Origin of the sequence: Delftia sp. RIT313, assembly GCF_000632165.1 — a bacterium.
Taxonomy (GTDB): domain Bacteria; phylum Pseudomonadota; class Gammaproteobacteria; order Burkholderiales; family Burkholderiaceae_C; genus Comamonas; species Comamonas acidovorans.
This window is the reverse complement of sequence record NZ_JFYT01000079.1, coordinates 43,166-58,357: the sequence shown is the minus strand read 5'-3', so window position 1 is coordinate 58,357 and position 15,192 is coordinate 43,166. Positions and strand designations below refer to the sequence as shown.

At 68.2% G+C, this 15,192-nt stretch carries 15 protein-coding genes; 8 read left to right on the top strand and 7 right to left on the bottom strand.

The genetic code is table 11. The features are described 5' to 3' along the window. Nucleotides 1-119: 119 nt before the first annotated feature. Complete coding sequence (gene lysA / locus BW39_RS24130; RefSeq protein ID WP_043824600.1) at nucleotides 120-1,373, bottom strand: diaminopimelate decarboxylase; 1,254 nt, start codon at nucleotides 1,371-1,373, stop codon at nucleotides 120-122. 102 nt (nucleotides 1,374-1,475) lie between these two features. Here lysA and BW39_RS24135 point away from each other — a divergent pair, with 102 nt between their 5' ends. Beyond that, nucleotides 1,476-2,405, top strand: a complete 930-nt coding sequence (locus BW39_RS24135) for a LysR family transcriptional regulator (RefSeq protein WP_043824598.1) — start codon at nucleotides 1,476-1,478, stop codon at nucleotides 2,403-2,405. Between the two features lie 12 nt (nucleotides 2,406-2,417). Here BW39_RS24135 and BW39_RS24140 read toward each other — a convergent pair whose 3' ends face one another. After that, nucleotides 2,418-3,374, bottom strand: coding sequence for a LysR family transcriptional regulator (locus tag BW39_RS24140; protein ID WP_081816288.1), 957 nt, complete (start codon nucleotides 3,372-3,374; stop codon nucleotides 2,418-2,420). A 128-nt stretch (nucleotides 3,375-3,502) separates the two neighbouring features. On the opposite strand from BW39_RS24140, the gene BW39_RS24145 reads away from it, so the two are divergent. Next, the gene (locus BW39_RS24145; protein WP_235264274.1) at nucleotides 3,503-4,474 is read left to right on the top strand and encodes a Bug family tripartite tricarboxylate transporter substrate binding protein; all 972 of its coding nucleotides are present in this window, start codon (nucleotides 3,503-3,505) and stop codon (nucleotides 4,472-4,474) included. Between the two features lie 8 nt (nucleotides 4,475-4,482). Continuing rightward, a complete protein-coding gene (locus BW39_RS24150; protein WP_043824597.1) occupies nucleotides 4,483-5,676 on the top strand; it encodes a M20 aminoacylase family protein in 1,194 nt (397 codons plus the stop codon). Here BW39_RS24150 and BW39_RS29930 read toward each other — a convergent pair. The 5 genes from BW39_RS29930 to BW39_RS24170 all read right to left on the bottom strand — a co-directional run bounded on the left by BW39_RS29930 (nucleotide 5,661) and on the right by BW39_RS24170 (nucleotide 10,611). Continuing rightward, nucleotides 5,661-5,876: a DUF3079 domain-containing protein gene (locus BW39_RS29930; RefSeq protein WP_034390767.1), complete on the bottom strand. Its 216-nt coding sequence runs from the start codon at nucleotides 5,874-5,876 to the stop codon at nucleotides 5,661-5,663. The two genes, BW39_RS24150 and BW39_RS29930, sit on opposite strands and share 16 nt — an antisense overlap. Before the next feature lie 45 nt (nucleotides 5,877-5,921). Then, a complete protein-coding gene (gene panC / locus BW39_RS24155) occupies nucleotides 5,922-6,773 on the bottom strand; it encodes a pantoate--beta-alanine ligase (protein WP_012203748.1) in 852 nt (283 codons plus the stop codon). 73 nt (nucleotides 6,774-6,846) lie between these two features. After that, complete coding sequence (gene panB / locus BW39_RS24160) at nucleotides 6,847-7,728, bottom strand: 3-methyl-2-oxobutanoate hydroxymethyltransferase (RefSeq protein WP_012203749.1); 882 nt, start codon at nucleotides 7,726-7,728, stop codon at nucleotides 6,847-6,849. Nucleotides 7,729-7,815: 87 nt separating this feature from the next. Then, on the bottom strand, nucleotides 7,816-9,378 hold the full coding sequence (locus tag BW39_RS24165; protein ID WP_043824595.1) for a hypothetical protein: 1,563 nt from the start codon (nucleotides 9,376-9,378) through the stop codon (nucleotides 7,816-7,818). Nucleotides 9,379-9,381: 3 nt separating this feature from the next. Next, complete coding sequence (locus BW39_RS24170; RefSeq protein ID WP_043824675.1) at nucleotides 9,382-10,611, bottom strand: ATP-binding cassette domain-containing protein; 1,230 nt, start codon at nucleotides 10,609-10,611, stop codon at nucleotides 9,382-9,384. A gap of 165 nt (nucleotides 10,612-10,776) precedes the next feature. Here BW39_RS24170 and BW39_RS24175 point away from each other — a divergent pair, with 165 nt between their 5' ends. From BW39_RS24175 to BW39_RS24195, 5 genes are all read left to right on the top strand, one after another. Beyond that, complete coding sequence (locus BW39_RS24175) at nucleotides 10,777-11,502, top strand: Crp/Fnr family transcriptional regulator (RefSeq protein WP_043781030.1); 726 nt, start codon at nucleotides 10,777-10,779, stop codon at nucleotides 11,500-11,502. Nucleotides 11,503-11,723: 221 nt separating this feature from the next. Further along, entirely contained in the window at nucleotides 11,724-12,035 is a 312-nt protein-coding gene (locus BW39_RS24180) for a DUF4148 domain-containing protein (RefSeq protein WP_013803916.1), read from the top strand. A gap of 189 nt (nucleotides 12,036-12,224) precedes the next feature. Continuing rightward, nucleotides 12,225-13,394: an aminodeoxychorismate synthase component I gene (pabB, locus tag BW39_RS24185; protein WP_043824593.1), complete on the top strand. Its 1,170-nt coding sequence runs from the start codon at nucleotides 12,225-12,227 to the stop codon at nucleotides 13,392-13,394. 29 nt (nucleotides 13,395-13,423) lie between these two features. Then, nucleotides 13,424-14,044: an aminotransferase class IV gene (locus tag BW39_RS24190; RefSeq protein ID WP_235264273.1), complete on the top strand. Its 621-nt coding sequence runs from the start codon at nucleotides 13,424-13,426 to the stop codon at nucleotides 14,042-14,044. Between the two features lie 132 nt (nucleotides 14,045-14,176). After that, entirely contained in the window at nucleotides 14,177-15,160 is a 984-nt protein-coding gene (locus BW39_RS24195) for a Bug family tripartite tricarboxylate transporter substrate binding protein (protein WP_043824590.1), read from the top strand. The last annotated feature ends 32 nt before the right edge of the window (nucleotides 15,161-15,192 follow it).

Genomic DNA, 15,192 nt, shown 5'->3' with positions numbered 1-15,192 from the left:
CCCCCGAGGGGGCCGCTTTTCATCTTGGGGCGGCCCGGCGATGAAAAAGCCCCGGAGCTGGAAGGCCCCGGGGCTTTTTTGCGTCAGAAATCCTGGCGCCTGGCGCGCTACATGCCCAGTTACAGGCCCAGCTCCAGACCCAGCAGTTCCTCCACCGTCTGGCGGCGGCGGATGAGGCGCGCGCTGCCGCCATCGACCAGCACCTCGGCGGCCAGCGGGCGCGTGTTGTAGTTGCTGGACATGGAGCTGCCATAGGCGCCCGTGTCATGGATGACCAGCAGGTCGCCCACCGAGGCGCCTGCCAGCGCGCGCGGCAGCACCACGCCGCCGTCGCCCTGGGTGAACACGTCGCCCGATTCGCACAGCGGGCCGGCGACCACGGCATCGCGCAGGGGCATGGCCTGGCCGTCGCGGCGCAGCACTTCCATGCCGTGCCAGCTGCCGTACATGGAGGGGCGCATCAGCTCGTTGAAGCCCGTATCGACCAGCACGAAATGGTTGCTGCCCGCGTTCTTGGTGGCGCGCACCTGGCCCAGCAGCACGCCCGACTCGGCCACCAGGAAGCGGCCGGGTTCGATCTCCAGGCCCAGCGCGTGGCCCACGATGGCCTCGGCGTCCTTGCGTGCCGCATCCCACAGGCCGTGGTAGTGGGCGGTGTCGATGGTGGCGTCGCCATCGCGGTAGGGAATGGACAGGCCGCCGCCGGCCGAGATGGCCTGCAGGTCATGGCCTGCCTGGCGGGTGGCGCGCACCAGCTCGACCATGGCGCCGCAGACCTGCTGCAGGTGGCCGTAGTCCACGCCCGAGCCGATGTGCATGTGCAGGCCGGCCAGCTTCAGGCCGCCGTCGCGGATGGCCTGCAGCGCCGCCAGCAGGTCGCTGTGCCAGATGCCGTGCTTGCTGTGCTCGCCACCCGTGTTGGTCTTGTTGCTGTGGCCGTGGCCGAAGCCGGGGTTGATGCGCAGCCACACGGGATGGCCGGGCGAGGCCTGGGCCAGCTGGTGCAGCATGTCGATGGAGCCGGCGTTCACGGGCACCTTGTGCTCGGCCACGCAGGCCAGCGTGGCCTCGTCCATCACGTCGGCGGTGAACACGATGTCGCTGTGCAGGTCGTCGCCATGGCCGGCCGCGTAGCCGGCGGCCAGCGCGCGCAAGATTTCGCCGCGCGATACCGCATCCACCTTCACGCCCTGCTCGCGCATCAGCCGCAGGATGTGGATGTTGGAGCAGGCCTTCTGCGCAAAGCGGATGGTGTCGAAGGCCTTGAGCTGGGCGATGCGCGAGCGGATGGTGGCGGCGTCATAGACCCACAGCGGCGTGCCGTGCTGGTCGGCCAGAGCCCAGAGCTGGGCGGGCGAGAAGGGATTGGACATGGTGTCTCTTTCAGGGGAACTGCCGCGCATGATGGCGGATGGGAGTCATTCAGTCCAATGCTTGTTCTTATGGTGTCTATTTGATTTGGATATGCTTTGGCCATGCAAGACCCCGCGCTGCCGCACACGTCTCCCGAACCCCGCATCTCCCACCGCCACCTGGAGGTGTTTCGCGCGCTCATGCTCAGTGGCAGCGCCACGGCGGCGGCGCAGATGCTGTTCAGCTCCCAGCCCACCGTCAGCCGCGAATTGGCGCGGATGGAGAGCCTGCTGGGCTATGCGCTGTTCGAGCGCGCCCAGGGCCGGCTGCGGCCCACGGCACGCGCCCTCTCGCTGTGGGCCGAAGTGCAGCGCAGCTGGCAGGGGCTGGATCGGGTGGTGGAGCATGCGCTGGCCCTGGCGCGGCCGCACCAGGCGCGCATCAACGTGCTGTGCCTGCCCGCGCTCAGCCATGCGCTGCTGCCCGCAGCGCTGGCGCGGCTGCATGCGGAGCATGGCCCCGTGGCCGTCAGCGTGGCCACGCAGGAGGCGCCGCTGCTGCAGGAGTGGATGGCCGCCCAGCGCTACGACCTGGGCCTGGCCGAGCTGGCCGAGGCGCCTCCGGGCACGCGTGCCCTTGCGCTGCCCGCCATGGACGAGGTGGCCGTGCTGCCCGCAGGCCATGCGCTGGCCGCAAGGCCGGTGCTGGAGGTGGCTGACTTTGCCGGGGAAAGCTTTGTCAGCCTGGCGCGCGACGATCCCTATCGCCAGCAGATCGATGCCGTGTTCGAGCAGGCCGGCGTGCAGCGCCAGCTGCACCTGGAGACCCACAGCGCCGTGGCGGTCTGCGCCATGGTCCAGCACGGTCTGGGCGTGGCCATCGTCAATCCGCTGACGGCGCGTGCCTGCGCCGGGCCGCAGCTGGTGGTGCGGCCGCTGGCGTTCTCCATTCCCTTCCAGGTCCATGCGCTGCTGCCGCTGCACCGGCCAGCCGTGGCCGAGGTGCAGTGGCTGGTGGACGCGCTCGCCGCCGAGGTGGCCGCGGTCGGCTGAAGGCGGCAGTGCCTAGGCCGAAGGGGTGCGCACCATGTCGGCGGGAACGATGGCCTGGGCGCTGCGCTCCAGGCGCTGGCGCAGCCACCGGTGGGCGCTGTCCTCATGGCTGCGCGCATGCCAGACCAGCTCCACGGGGAAGGACGGAAAGGCAAACGGCAGCGGGCTGATGGCCAGGCCGAACAGCGGCGCATAGTGGAGTGCCACGATGGCCGGCACCGTGGTCAGCAACGGTGCGCGTGCCACGGTGGCAAACAGCGTGAGGAAGTTGGATGCCGCAAGCACCGGGTTGATGGCCACACCTGCCGCCTCCAGCGCATCTTCCAGGTAGCCGTACAGGCTGTCCTTGGCCGAGATCATGGCGTGGCGGCCGGCCTGGTACTGCGCCAGGCTCAGCGGCGTGGCAAACGGCAGCAGGGCCGGGTGGTAGCAGCAGACCACACCCAGGTCGAACAGCATCTGCCGGCGGTGCCAGCCGCTGCCGCCGGGCAGGTAGCCGATGGCCAGGTCGATCTGCTCGGCATCCAGCGCGTCGAAGGCCCGCTCGCGGCTGGTGGGGCTGAGCAGCAGCTTCACGCGCGGTGCGGACACGGCCAGGTCGGCAAACAGCTCGGAGACCAGCAGCGATTCGGACTGGATGGAGATGCCGATGCGGAAGGTGTGTTCATCGGTGGCCGGATCGAAGCTGCGACGCGACAGCAGCAGCCTCTGCGAGGCCTCCAGCAGCTCGCGCACCGGGGCGTGCAGTTCGCGGGCCATCAGCGTGGGCTCCATGTGGTAGCCCACGCGCACGAACAGTTCGTCGTCCATCAGCAGGCGCAGCGTGGACAGCGCATGGCTCATGGCCGGTTGCTTGATGCGCAGGCAGGCGGCGGCGCGCGTCACGCTGCGCTCCTGCATCAGCGCGTCGAAAGCCAGCAGCAGGTTCAGGTCGAAGGAGCGCAGATTGAAATGATCGATGCGAGACATCATTCATATCGATTTGTTGAATCAAGACCCGAAACCTACACTGAATTTCAATTTCACGCGGCCAGTCAGGCACAGGGCGGCCCGGTCCGGAAAGACGCCATTCAAGAGCCATACGAGGAAACATGATCGTGATACACCCCCGCCTCATCCTGCCGGCCCTGGGCTGCGCGCTGGCCACCGCCGCAGGCGCGCAGGAGCCGCGCTTTACCATGCAGCCCATACAGATCATCGTCGGCTTCACGCCGGGCGGCTCGGCCGACACCACGGCCCGCCTGGTCGGCGACGGGCTGGGCCGCGAGCTGGGCCAGGCCGTCATCGTGGTGAACAAGCCGGGGGCCGGCACCAACATCGCGGCGCAGTTCGTCGCCAAGGCGCCTGCCGATGGCCATACGCTGCTGTTCGGCGGGACCTCGCTGGTCTACAGCCCGGGCTTGCTGTACCCCTCGATGAAGGCCAATCTGGCCAGGGACTTCGCGCCCGTGGGCGGCCTGGTCAAGGTGCCCAACATCCTGGTCGTTCGGCAGGATTCGCCGCTGCGCGATGTCCGCCAGCTCGTGGCGCAGGCCAAGTCCCGGCCCGGCGGGGTCAACTACGGGTCCACGGGCGCCGGCGTGAGCCCGCAGATCGCCATGGAGATGCTCAGTGCCCGCGCAGGCATGCGCATGACCCATGTGCCGTACAAGGGCACGGCCCCCATGCTCACGGGCATCCTGGCCGGGGATGTGGATGTGGCCTTCGACATCGCCTCGTCCTCGGGCCCCATGATCCAGGCCGGCAAGATGCGCGGCCTGGCCGTCTCGGGGGCCACGCGGCTCAAGAACCTGCCCCAGATCCCGACGATCGCCGAATCCGGCTACCCGGGCTTCGACGTCACTTCCTGGTACGGACTGGTCGCGCCCCAGGGAACGCCCGAGGCCGTCATCCACAAACTCAATGCTGCCCTGCAAAAAGTGCTGGCGCAGCCGGACATCCAGACCACGCTGGCGGCCACCGGCAACGAAGTCATGCCGGGAACGCCCGCCGATTTCCAGGCCTTCCTGGCGGCCGAGCACCGCAAATGGAACGATGCCGTCAGGCAGCTGGACCTGCGCCCCGAGTGAGCCCAAACATGAACCAGACCGCAAGACACCAGAAACTGGCCGAGCTGGCCGGGGACATGCCCGAGATCCGGGCCATCCGCCACCGCATCCACAGCCATCCCGAGATCGCATTCGAGGAGCGCAGCACGGCTGCGCTGGTCGCCGAAAAGCTGGCCGAATGGGGCTTTGAGGTGGCCACCGGCGTGGGTACCACGGGCGTGGTCGGCACGCTGAGCGCGGGCACGGGCGGCCGCCGCATCGGCCTGCGCGCCGACATGGACGCCCTGTCCATGCAGGAAAAGACCGGCCTGCCCTATGCGAGCCGCATCGAGGGCAAGATGCACGCCTGCGGCCACGATGGCCACACCGCCATGCTGCTGGGCGCTGCCCGGTACCTGGCCAGGACGCGCAATTTCTCGGGCACGCTGCACCTGTACTTCCAGCCGGCCGAGGAGCGCGGCCATGACAGCGGGGCCGAGCGCATGATCGCCGACGGCCTGTTCGAGCGCTTTCCCTGCGATGCTGTGTTCGGCATGCACAACCATCCGGGCGCGGAGCAGGGGCACTTCATGATGCGCAAGGGTGCCTTTCAGCCGGCGACGGACAAGATCGCCATCCGCGTCATCGGCAAGGGCGGGCATGTGGCGCGCCCCCATCTCACGGTGGACCCGTCCGTGGTCTCGGCCAGCATCGTGATGGCGCTGCAAAGCATCGTCTCGCGCAATGTCGATCCCATGCAGACAGCGGTGCTGTCCGTGTGCTCGCTGCAATCGGGGGGCTTCTACGGCGTCATTCCCGACGAGGCGCGCATCGAGCTGAGCGTGCGCTGCTTCGATCCCGGCGTGAGGGTGCAACTGCGCGAGCGCATCGAGGCCATTGCCCAGGGGCAGGCGCAAAGCTATGGCGCCAGCGTGCAGATCGAGCACCAGCAGGGCTATCCGGTGCTGGTGAACACCGGGCGCGAGGTGGATTTCGCCGTGGAGGTCGCGCGCGAGCTGGTGGGGCCGCAGCGCGTGGACCCGGACTTCGGCCCGATCACGCCGGGCGAGGATTTCGCCTTCATGCTGGAGCGCCGGCCGGGCTGCTACCTGCGCCTGGGCAATGGCCTGTTCAGCGAGCACTGCCACCCCGTACACCACCCGCGCTACGACTTCAACGACGACAACCTGCTGACCGGTGCCGCGTACTGGAGCCTGCTGGTGGAGCGCTATCTGGTGGACTGAGGCCGGGGTTCGGCGGCGGGCTCGGGGGCCAGGCACGGGCCCGGGCCCCACTCCATCCAGTCGTCGCCAAAGATCTCCACCGGGTGCTGTGTGCGGTCCGATCCGTTGCCGCAGGCCAGCTCGTCGCGGGCGCAGTAGCGGTCACAACCCCAGCAGGTGCGCTCGGGATGGGCGGGGTGGATGGGGAATTTCTTGGCCATGGCATCCAGCTTGGACCGCCATGGCCGCCAGGGTTTTGCGCTGGATCAGAACTCCAGGTTGTCGATCAGGCGCGTCTTGCCCAGGCGCGCAGCGCCCAGGGCCACCAGTGGTGCACCGGCCAGTTGCGCGCCCTCGGCGGGGGGCTGCAGGTCACGGCGCAGGCGCACGGTCAGGTAGTCGGGCTCCCAACCCTGGGCGGCCAGGGATTGCATGGCCCAGGCTTCCAGTTCGGCCAGCGGCGCCTGGCCCGCACGCGCGGCATCGGCCAGTTGCTTGAGCGCCAGCGACAGCGCCATGGCCTGCTGCCGCTCGTCGTCGCTCAGGTAGCCGTTGCGCGAACTCAGCGCCAGGCCGTCGTCGGCGCGCGCAGTGTCTCCGGCCACGATGTTCACGGGCAGGGCGAACTGCTCGACCATGCGGCGGATCACCATCAACTGCTGGTAGTCCTTTTTGCCGAACACGGCCGTTCCGCCGCCGCTGGCGAAGAATACGGCCGAGAACAGCTTCATCACCACGGTGCACACGCCCGTGAAGAAGCCGGGGCGGAAATGGCCTTCGAGGATGTCGGCCAGCTGCGCGTCGGGCTGGATCTTGAAGGTCTGCGGCTCGGGGTAGAGATCGGCTTCGCGCGGGGCGAACAGCAGGTCGCAGCCTTCGGCCTCCAGCTTGGCGCAGTCGGCCTCCCAGGTGCGCGGATAGCTGTCGAAATCCTCGTGCGGCAGGAACTGCAGGCGGTTCACGAAGATGCTGGCCACGGCAATGTCGCCGTGCTGGCGCGCGGCGCGCACCAGGGACAGGTGGCCGTCGTGCAGATTGCCCATGGTGGGCACGAAGGCGGGGCGGCCCTTGCTCGACAGGATGGCGCGCAGGTCGGCGATGGAGTGGACGATTTGCATGGGAAAACGGGAAAACGGGGGAACGGGAAGCGGGAAGCGGGAAGCGGAAAAACGGATCGTGCAGCCTGCCGGACTACCAGGCGTGCTTGCTGTCGTCGGGGAAGCTGCCGTTCTTCACGGCATGCACATAGGCCTCGAATGCGCCCTTGACGCTGCCCGCATCGGCCATGAAGTTGTGCACGAAGCGGGCCATCTTGCCCAGGTTCACGCCCAGCATGTCGTGCAGCACGAGGACCTGGCCGGCCGTGCCGCTGCCCGCGCCGATGCCGATGGTGTGGCAGTGCGGCAGCTCGGCCGTGAGTTCGCGCGACAGCTGTGCCGGCACCATCTCCAGCACCAGCATGGAGGCGCCTGCATCCTGCAGCTCCAGCGCATGGCGGCGCAGCGTGGCCGCGCCCTCGTCGCTCTTGCCCTGGACGCGGTAGCCGCCCAGCGCATGCACGGTCTGCGGCGTCAGGCCCAGGTGGGCGCAGACGGGCACGCCGCGCTCGACCAGGAACTGCACGGTGGGCGCGGTCCAGCCGCCGCCTTCGAGCTTGACCATATGGGCGCCGGCCTGCATCAGCTCGCAGGCGCTGCGCATGGCCTGCTCGCGGCTTTCGGCGTAGCTGCCATAGGGCATGTCGGCGATCAGCCAGGCCGTGCCCTGCACGCGGTGCAGGCCGCGCGCCACGCTGGCGGTGTGATAGCACATGTCCTGCAGCGACACGCCCACGGTGCTGTGCAGGCCCTGGCAGACCATGCCCAGTGAATCGCCCACCAAAATGCACTCCACGCCGGCCGCATCGGCCACGGCCGCGAAGGTGGCGTCATAGGCTGTGACCATGGTGATCTTCTCGCCGGCCTCGCGCATCTGCGCCAGGCGCGGAAGGCTCACGGGGCGGCGCTGGGGCAGCGGCGAGGCGGGAGGGATGGTGCCGTAGGGCGTGCCGGCGGTGACGGGTGCTTGGGTCATGGGGCGCTCGGAGGGGGATGGAATTGCCGCGAGTCTATGCGATGCGCGCGGGGGGCACCTGTCCCTGAGCTGTCCTTTGCTTTTCCGTCACCTTTCGGGCAGGCCACGCCATCGGCGCCACAGCGGAGACAGCAGGGCCACGAGCATGGCCGTGCTGGCTGCCACGGCAGGCGCGCCCATCAGCAGGTCCAGCCAGTGCTGGGTATCCGTCCAAGGGTCTGCGCTGCCGGCGGGTTGGGGCAACAGCAGTGCGGACCACTTGGACCAGGCGGCGGCGAGCCATATCAGGGCCAGCGACATGCCCAGGGCCAGCAGCACCGCGCCGGCCCAGGGGCGCTTGAGCACACTGATGCGCAGCCAGGCGACCGATATCAGCGCGGCTGGAAACAGCCCCAGCACATAGAGGTTGGTGATTCCCAGCATCCCGGCCAGAACGCTGCCAAGCAAGGTCAGGACCAGGCATGCGCCCCAGGCCACCAGCTGCATGGCAGGCATCAGGCGCACCAGCACCAGGGCCAAGGCGAGGAAAAAGCCAGCGCTGGCGGTCGCCAGCAACTGGGACATCCTTGGCCATTCGTCGTCGCGGGACCTGTCAGCGCGCCGCAGATGGCTTTCCTGGTAGGCCGGCAGGGCGAGGCCGTAGCGCGCGTGCTTCCATTGCACATGCTGCAGCGGGCTCCACCGGCTGCCGAACATCTCCAGCAGCATGAGCCACTCACGGTTGCTCTGGGCCAGATAGGTACCGAAGCATTTGCGCGGATCCGGCTCCAGATCCAAAGGCCTGCTGCGACCCAGGGCTGGTTTGCAGTTGGAGTTCTGCGCTCTGGATACCTTCTCGCCAGTCTCTGATGGTGGGCTGGCGGCCAGGTAGGCGCGCCATTCCTCGGCCAGGGGGGATTGCAGCGCGCTGCGGTAGCTGGCCAGCAGGTGCTCCGCCTCGTCCCGGGCGGAGCTGGCAGACTGGCGCACATAGCCTCTGGCCTGCAATGGCTGGCCGTAGCGCTCCAGCGTCGCGGCAATCGCGGCCTGGTCTCCGCGCATCAACCAGACCAGGGCCTGGATGCTCGGGTACTTCGCCGGATCGACCTCTTCCTCGCGCAGCACACGTATCCATTCCACGAGCATGGCCGCCTGGCGTGGCGCGACAAGCGCCTCCAGGGCGGCGACTTGCTCGACAGTCTGGATCTGTGCACTGACATCCGTGTCCGACCATTGGCGCTGAATCCGCATTTCATAGATGGGCGAAAAGGCGATCGCAGGTGCGAACAATAGCGATAGGAAGAAGGCTCCCCACAGGTACTCCCACCACAGGCCCCAGCGGCCCACGGGGGCGTGTTCACGCCAGCGGTTGTGGATGCGCACGCGCAGCAACCACCACAGCGCCAGGCCGATCGCCACGATCCAGGCCACGACGAAGCCGATGTCCAGTGCCAATTGCTCGGGCGTTTGCCGGGCCGTGGACGCAACGCCGGGCAGGGAGCCCATCCAGCGCGCGGGTTCGGCCATCCATTGCATCCAAACGCCCAGCACCAGCACGCACCACAGCAGCGCCAGCGGCAGATACCAGTGCAGGCGCAGCTGCCACAGCAGGGGGCAGCGCATCAGCGCCCATTGGTCCCAGCGGTTCGTCATATCGGAAAAACGTGGCATGGCTCAGTCCCTCACGAACAGGCGGCGGGTGGATGCGGTGATGTCGCGGAAATAGCGCACGGGCATCTGTGCCTGCACGGCCTGTGCCAGGAACTGCGCTGCCGTGAACGGCACGTGAAAGCTCACGATGTGGGTCTGGCCGCTGAGCTGGTGCGTATGGGATGGCAGCCGGTCCAGCCAGGGTTTCAGTTGCGCCATGGCCCAGCCGGTCTCGAATTCGATGGCGCAGCCTTCCATGGCGGCAAAGCTCTGCTGGACGCTGCGCGGCTGGCCTTGTTCCAGGAACAGCACCTGGTCGGCCACCTTTTCCACCTCGTACAGCTGCTGTGAACTCAGCACCAGGGCCATGGGTTGCCAGGGCGAGCGCGCCAGCGACTGCAGATCGGTCAGCAGGGTCTGCTGGGCGTTGATGTCCAGGTTGGCCAGGGGCTCGTCCAGCAGCAGCACGCGCGTCCGGCACAGCAGGGCGCGCGCCAGCTCGAAGCGCATCTTGTAGCCCGAGGACAGCTGTTTCCACTGGTGGCCCCGGAAGGCGCGCAGCCCCAGCTGCGCGATGACCAGCTGTACCAGGCAGATGTTGCGTGGGCCCACGGCGCCATGGCTGCGCGCGGCGAATTGCAGATGGTCCATCAGGCGCCCGCCCCAGACGGCCGGGCGCTGGGGGATATAGGCGAGCTGGGTGCGCAGCAGGTAGGCATCAGTGGCGGGAACACCCCAGTCCAGCTGCCCTGCGTCGGGCGCCAGATCGGCGGCCAGCAGGCGCAGCAAAGTGGTCTTGCCGTTGCCGTTCTCGCCCACCAGTCCCAGGATGGTGCCGGGCTCCACGGCCACATCCACCGGCCCCAGCGCAAAGCCGCCGCGCCGGTAGCGCTTGACCAGTTGCCGACCCTGTACACGGTACGCGCGGTGCGCGCGGTGCGCGCGGGGAGGTGCGGAGTTGGCCTGCAGCGCCTGGCCCGGGGCATGGGCGGCATGCAGGGCATCGAATGCCTGCTGCACCAGCGCGCGGCGTGGCTCTGCGCCGGAATCGGCCGCAAGGCCATCCCAGGCATCCAGCGCAGTCAGCAGGCTCTGCTGCACGGCGGTTTCGGCCGGCAGGGCGGCGTCTATGAGTGCACGCCACGCGCCATGCCATTGCTGGCTGGCGATCGCCTGTTCCACGGATTGCGCCCAGGCCGCCACGGTGGCCTGCGGGCGCGCGGGTAGTCGTGCCGATTCGATGCTCGATTCCATGAAGCCCTCCCTTTTTTCTGTGCTGCGCGGTGCGGCCATCCGGGGAGCCGGACAGTGCGATTCCCGGCGCGCGACGAGTCTATGCGATCCCGCTATGCTGTACTTCCCGCGACGGACGACAGGGCCCGCACAGGCCCTGCGGATGCGCTTCAACGGTGTTGCACCATGTCCGGTTCCCTACAGACATCTCCGCTCCTTCCCGCCGTGGCCTGGCAGGGCCTGCGCCAGGTCCATGTGCTGCAAAGCCTGACCGACGAGCGCCTGGCCGAACTGGCCGCGCAGTGCCGCTGGCAGCATCTGGCGCTGCACCAGACGCTGGAGGGCGCGTACACCGATCAGCGTCTCTACATGCTCGTGCAGGGCGGCTTGCGCGTCAGCAGCTATGCCCCCAACGGGCGCGGGCTCACGCTGGGCGAGATTGCCCAGGGCGTGTTCTTCGGCGGTCTGCCGCAGCAGCAGGTGGGCTGCACGGCCATGCCCCTGGTGGTGGAGGCGGGAGTGCCCAGCCTGATTGCCTCGCTGGCCCATGAGGATGTGGAAGCCCTGCTCATGAACGAGCCCCAGGTCCTGCGCGCCTTCATCGGCCGGCTCAGCGATCTGGCCGTGGCGCTGGCGCGCCGCATGGTGGATCTGGGAACGCTGTCGGTGCGCAGCCGCCTGCATACCCAGTTGCTGGAACGTGCCGAGCGCGCGGGCATCGACCAGGGGCAGGCCCTGCTGGCGCCCGCACCCCGGCAGACCGACCTGGCCCTGATGCTGGGCTCCAGCCGCGAGGAAGTGGCGCGCGAGATGTCGCGCCTGGTGCGCCTGGGCCTGCTGCGGCGCGAAGGCCGCAACCTGCGCATCTGCCATGTCGAAGGCCTGCGCGTGCTGCTCGAGGAAGCGCGCTGAGCCTTGTCTGCCGCGGCTGTTTCAAGCCGCGAAAAACACTGTTTCAGGAACGCGTGAATTCGCCTTCTGTCGAGGGGAGCACGGGTGAAAAGGCAGCGGGCCGCCCGGGCCGGATGCGAAAACACGTGAGAAAACGCACAGACGAAGAATGCTGCAGCGCCGCATAGTACGTCCATGCCGTGAGGAAATGAATGCCGAGCGGCCTTTTGAAAGGATCTGACATGCGTACCCTCTCCGCTGCACTGGCCGCCCTGACCCTGGGCCTCGCCGGCACTGCAATGGCCCAAGAAGCCGTTTCCCCCTCGTCCTCCGCCACCGCAGGCCTGAGCCGCGCCGAAGTGCTGGCCGACCTCGAAATGTGGCACCAGGCGGGCATGACCTACCTGCCCTCGCCTTCGGCAGACCGCGACATCAGCTACAACTCGGCCGAATACCAGCGCGGCCTGGCCCGTTACCAGCAACTGCGCAGCGGCCCTGCCTACCGTGAGGCCGTGGCCCGCCTGGAAGGCCAGCACACCGTCACGCAGAAGTGATGTGAATGGATATGGGTCCGGCATGGTGCCGGGCCTGTTGGTGGAAAGCGTCCTTTCGGGACGCTTGGTTTGGCGCCCTTCGGGGCGCTTTTTTGTTTCCCTCGCTCTACACTGGGCGGCCCCGTGTCAGTGGCTGCTATCGATAGCGAAGCTGCTGATGCAAGTACAGCATGCGTTGACGGCCGTTTTGTGAAGTTTCTGATCGATTTTCCCAACCCCCATGACGGTTCGGCCGCCCGGCTGCGCCATGGCTTCGGGCCGCCGCTGCGCAGCCTGGCCGCCCATGCGCCCGAGCAGGTGCGCGGTGTGCTTGACGCCGTGCAGCAGGCCGCCCAGGCCGGCCTGTGGTGCCTGGGCTGGGTACGCTACGAGGCGGCGGCGGCCTTTGACGCGGCCTACGCGGGCGCCTTGCATGCCACGCCGCCAGGCGAGCCGCTGGCCTGGTTTGCCGTCTTCGACGGCCCCCGGCCCTGGCCTGAAGACGCGGATGCAGTCGATGCCGGCCCTCAGGTGCAAGCTCAGGCGCAATCTCAGGTGCAATGGCAGCCCGGCCTGGAGCGTGCCGATTTCGATGCCGCCATCGCGCGCATCCACGAGGCGATTGCGGCCGGTGACTGCTATCAGATCAATTACACGGCCCAGTTCATGGGCCGGCTGCTGGGCGACATTCCATCGCTGTTCGCCGCGCTGCGCCGTGCCCAGCCCGGCGGCTACGTGGCCTGCATGGACAGCGGCGACGAGCAGGTGCTGTCCGTCTCGCCCGAGCTGTTCTTCGACTGGGATGGCGAGCGCATCCTCACGCGCCCCATGAAGGGCACGGCGCCCCGTGGCGCCACGCCTGCACAAGACGAGGCGAACGTCCAGGCCATGCGGTCCTCGCCCAAGGAGCGGGCCGAGAACGTGATGATCGTGGACCTGCTGCGCAACGATGTCTCGCGCATTGCCGAGCCTTTCAGCGTCCAGGTGCCGCGCCTGTTCCATGCCGAACCCCTGCCCACCGTGTGGCAGATGACGTCCGACGTGCAGGCGCGCACGCGGCCCGGCACGGGCCTGGCGGACGTGTTTGCGGCACTGTTTCCCTGCGGCTCCATCACGGGTGCGCCCAAGCGCCAGGCCATGCGGCTCATCCACGAGCTGGAATCGGGTCCGCGCGGCGTGTACTGCGGCGCCGTGGGCGTGGTGCGGCCCGGCATCGCCGCGGGGCGCGTGCACGCCACCTTCAATGTGCCCATACGCACGGTGGTGGCGCGTGGCACGGAACTGCGCTGCGGCATCGGCAGCGGCATCACCTCGGGCGCCGAGGCGCCTGCCGAATGGCAGGAATGGCGCCACAAGAGGGCTTTTCTGGACAAGGTGTGAAAGGGCGTGCAGCCATGGCGGATACGGACTTGGATTTCGACATTCTGGAAACCCTGGCCCTGCGGGATGGCGGTTTCATCCACCTGCAGCGCCATGTGACGCGCATGCAGGACGCGGCGCGGCATTTCGGCCGTCCCTGCACGGATGACGTGCTGGAGCAGGCACTGCAGCAGCTGCGCCAGGCGCATGCCAGCGGCCACTGGCGCGTGCGCCTGGCGCTGGATGCCACGGGGCGGATACAGACCCAGGCGGCGCCGCTGCCGCCTTCCGCCACGCCTGTTCGGCTGGCGCTGGCCGACCGGCCCATCGCCAATGCGGTGGCGCATGGCGACTGGGTGCGTTTCAAGACCTCGCGCCGCGCGCACTACGACAGCCTGCAGCCCACCGATGCCTCGGTGTTCGACACCGTGCTCCACAACGAGGACGGCGAGATCACCGAGGGCACGCGCGGCAACATCGCCGTGCTGCTGGCGGGCCGCTGGGTGACCCCGCCGCTGTCCAGCGGCCTGCTGCCCGGCGTGGGCCGCGCGGTGGCGCTGGACGAGGGCCGCGTGGTGGAGCACCCGGTGCGGCTGGACGATCTGCCGCGCGTGCAGGGCTGGGCCTTCGTCAACAGCCTGCGCGGCTGGCTGCCGGCAGTTCTGCGCTGAGCTGCAGGCCAGGGGTGGAACTCATGGTTTTCAGGGATGGATTCCACAAGGCAATGTCAGACAATCGGTGAATATTGTTGAGCAATATCATTTTGATTGTTGGCTTATGCCTGTCTCCCCTGAGATCGATCCATGCATGAATTCCGTTTTTCCCGCCGCGCGCTGATCAGCGCCGCGGCTGTCCTGGCGGCGGGCCCGCTGTGCGCCCAGACCACCTATCCCAACAAGCCCATTCGCGTCGTCGTCGGCTACGCGGCAGGCGGCTCGGTCGACCTGGTGGGGCGCGTGGTGGGTGACATCCTGGCCAAGCACCTCAATGCGACCGTCGTGGTCGACAACGTGCCCGGTGCCGCCGGCGTGGTGGGCGCGCAGCGCGTGGTCGGTGCCAAGGCCGACGGCTATACCCTGCTCGCAGGCTCCAGCAACGAATTGGCGGGCACGAAGTTCGTCAACGCCGCGCAGAAGTACGACCCGGCCACGGACCTGACCGGCATCGCGCTGACCGGCGTGCTGCCCAACCTGTGGGTGGCCGGCACCAAGATGCCGGCCAAGACCATCGACGAGTTCATCGCCCTGGCCAAGGCCCATCCCGGCAAGTACAGCTACGGCAGCCCGGGCATCGGGTCCACGCCGCATTTCTCGGGCGAGCTGATCAAGAAGATTGCCGGGGTGGACATCGTCCATGTGCCCTACAAGGGATCGGCCGCGATGACCAGCGACCTGGCGGGCGGCAACCTGGATTTCGCCATCGTCTCTCCCTCGGTGGCGGCTCCGTTCATCCAGAGCGGCAAGATCAAGGCCCTGGGCGTGACCACGGCCCACCGCATCGCCATGATGAAGGACGTGCCCGCGCTGGGCGAGAACGCGGCGCTCAAGGGCTATGCGCTGAGCGGCTGGTTCGGGCTGGTGGGGCCCAAGGACCTGCCTGCCGAGGTGGTGGCCAGCCTGCAGAAGGCCTTGAAGGCGGGCCTGGCCGATCCGGCGATGCGCGCGCGCCTGGAAGGGGCGGGCATCATTGCAGCCACGGGCGACGAAAACCTGTCCCAGATCATCCGTACCGACATGGGCAAGTACGCCGAACTGGTCAAGTTCGCCAAGATCACGCCGGAAAACTGAAGCAGGGCCGGCCGCCATGAAAAACGCCTCGT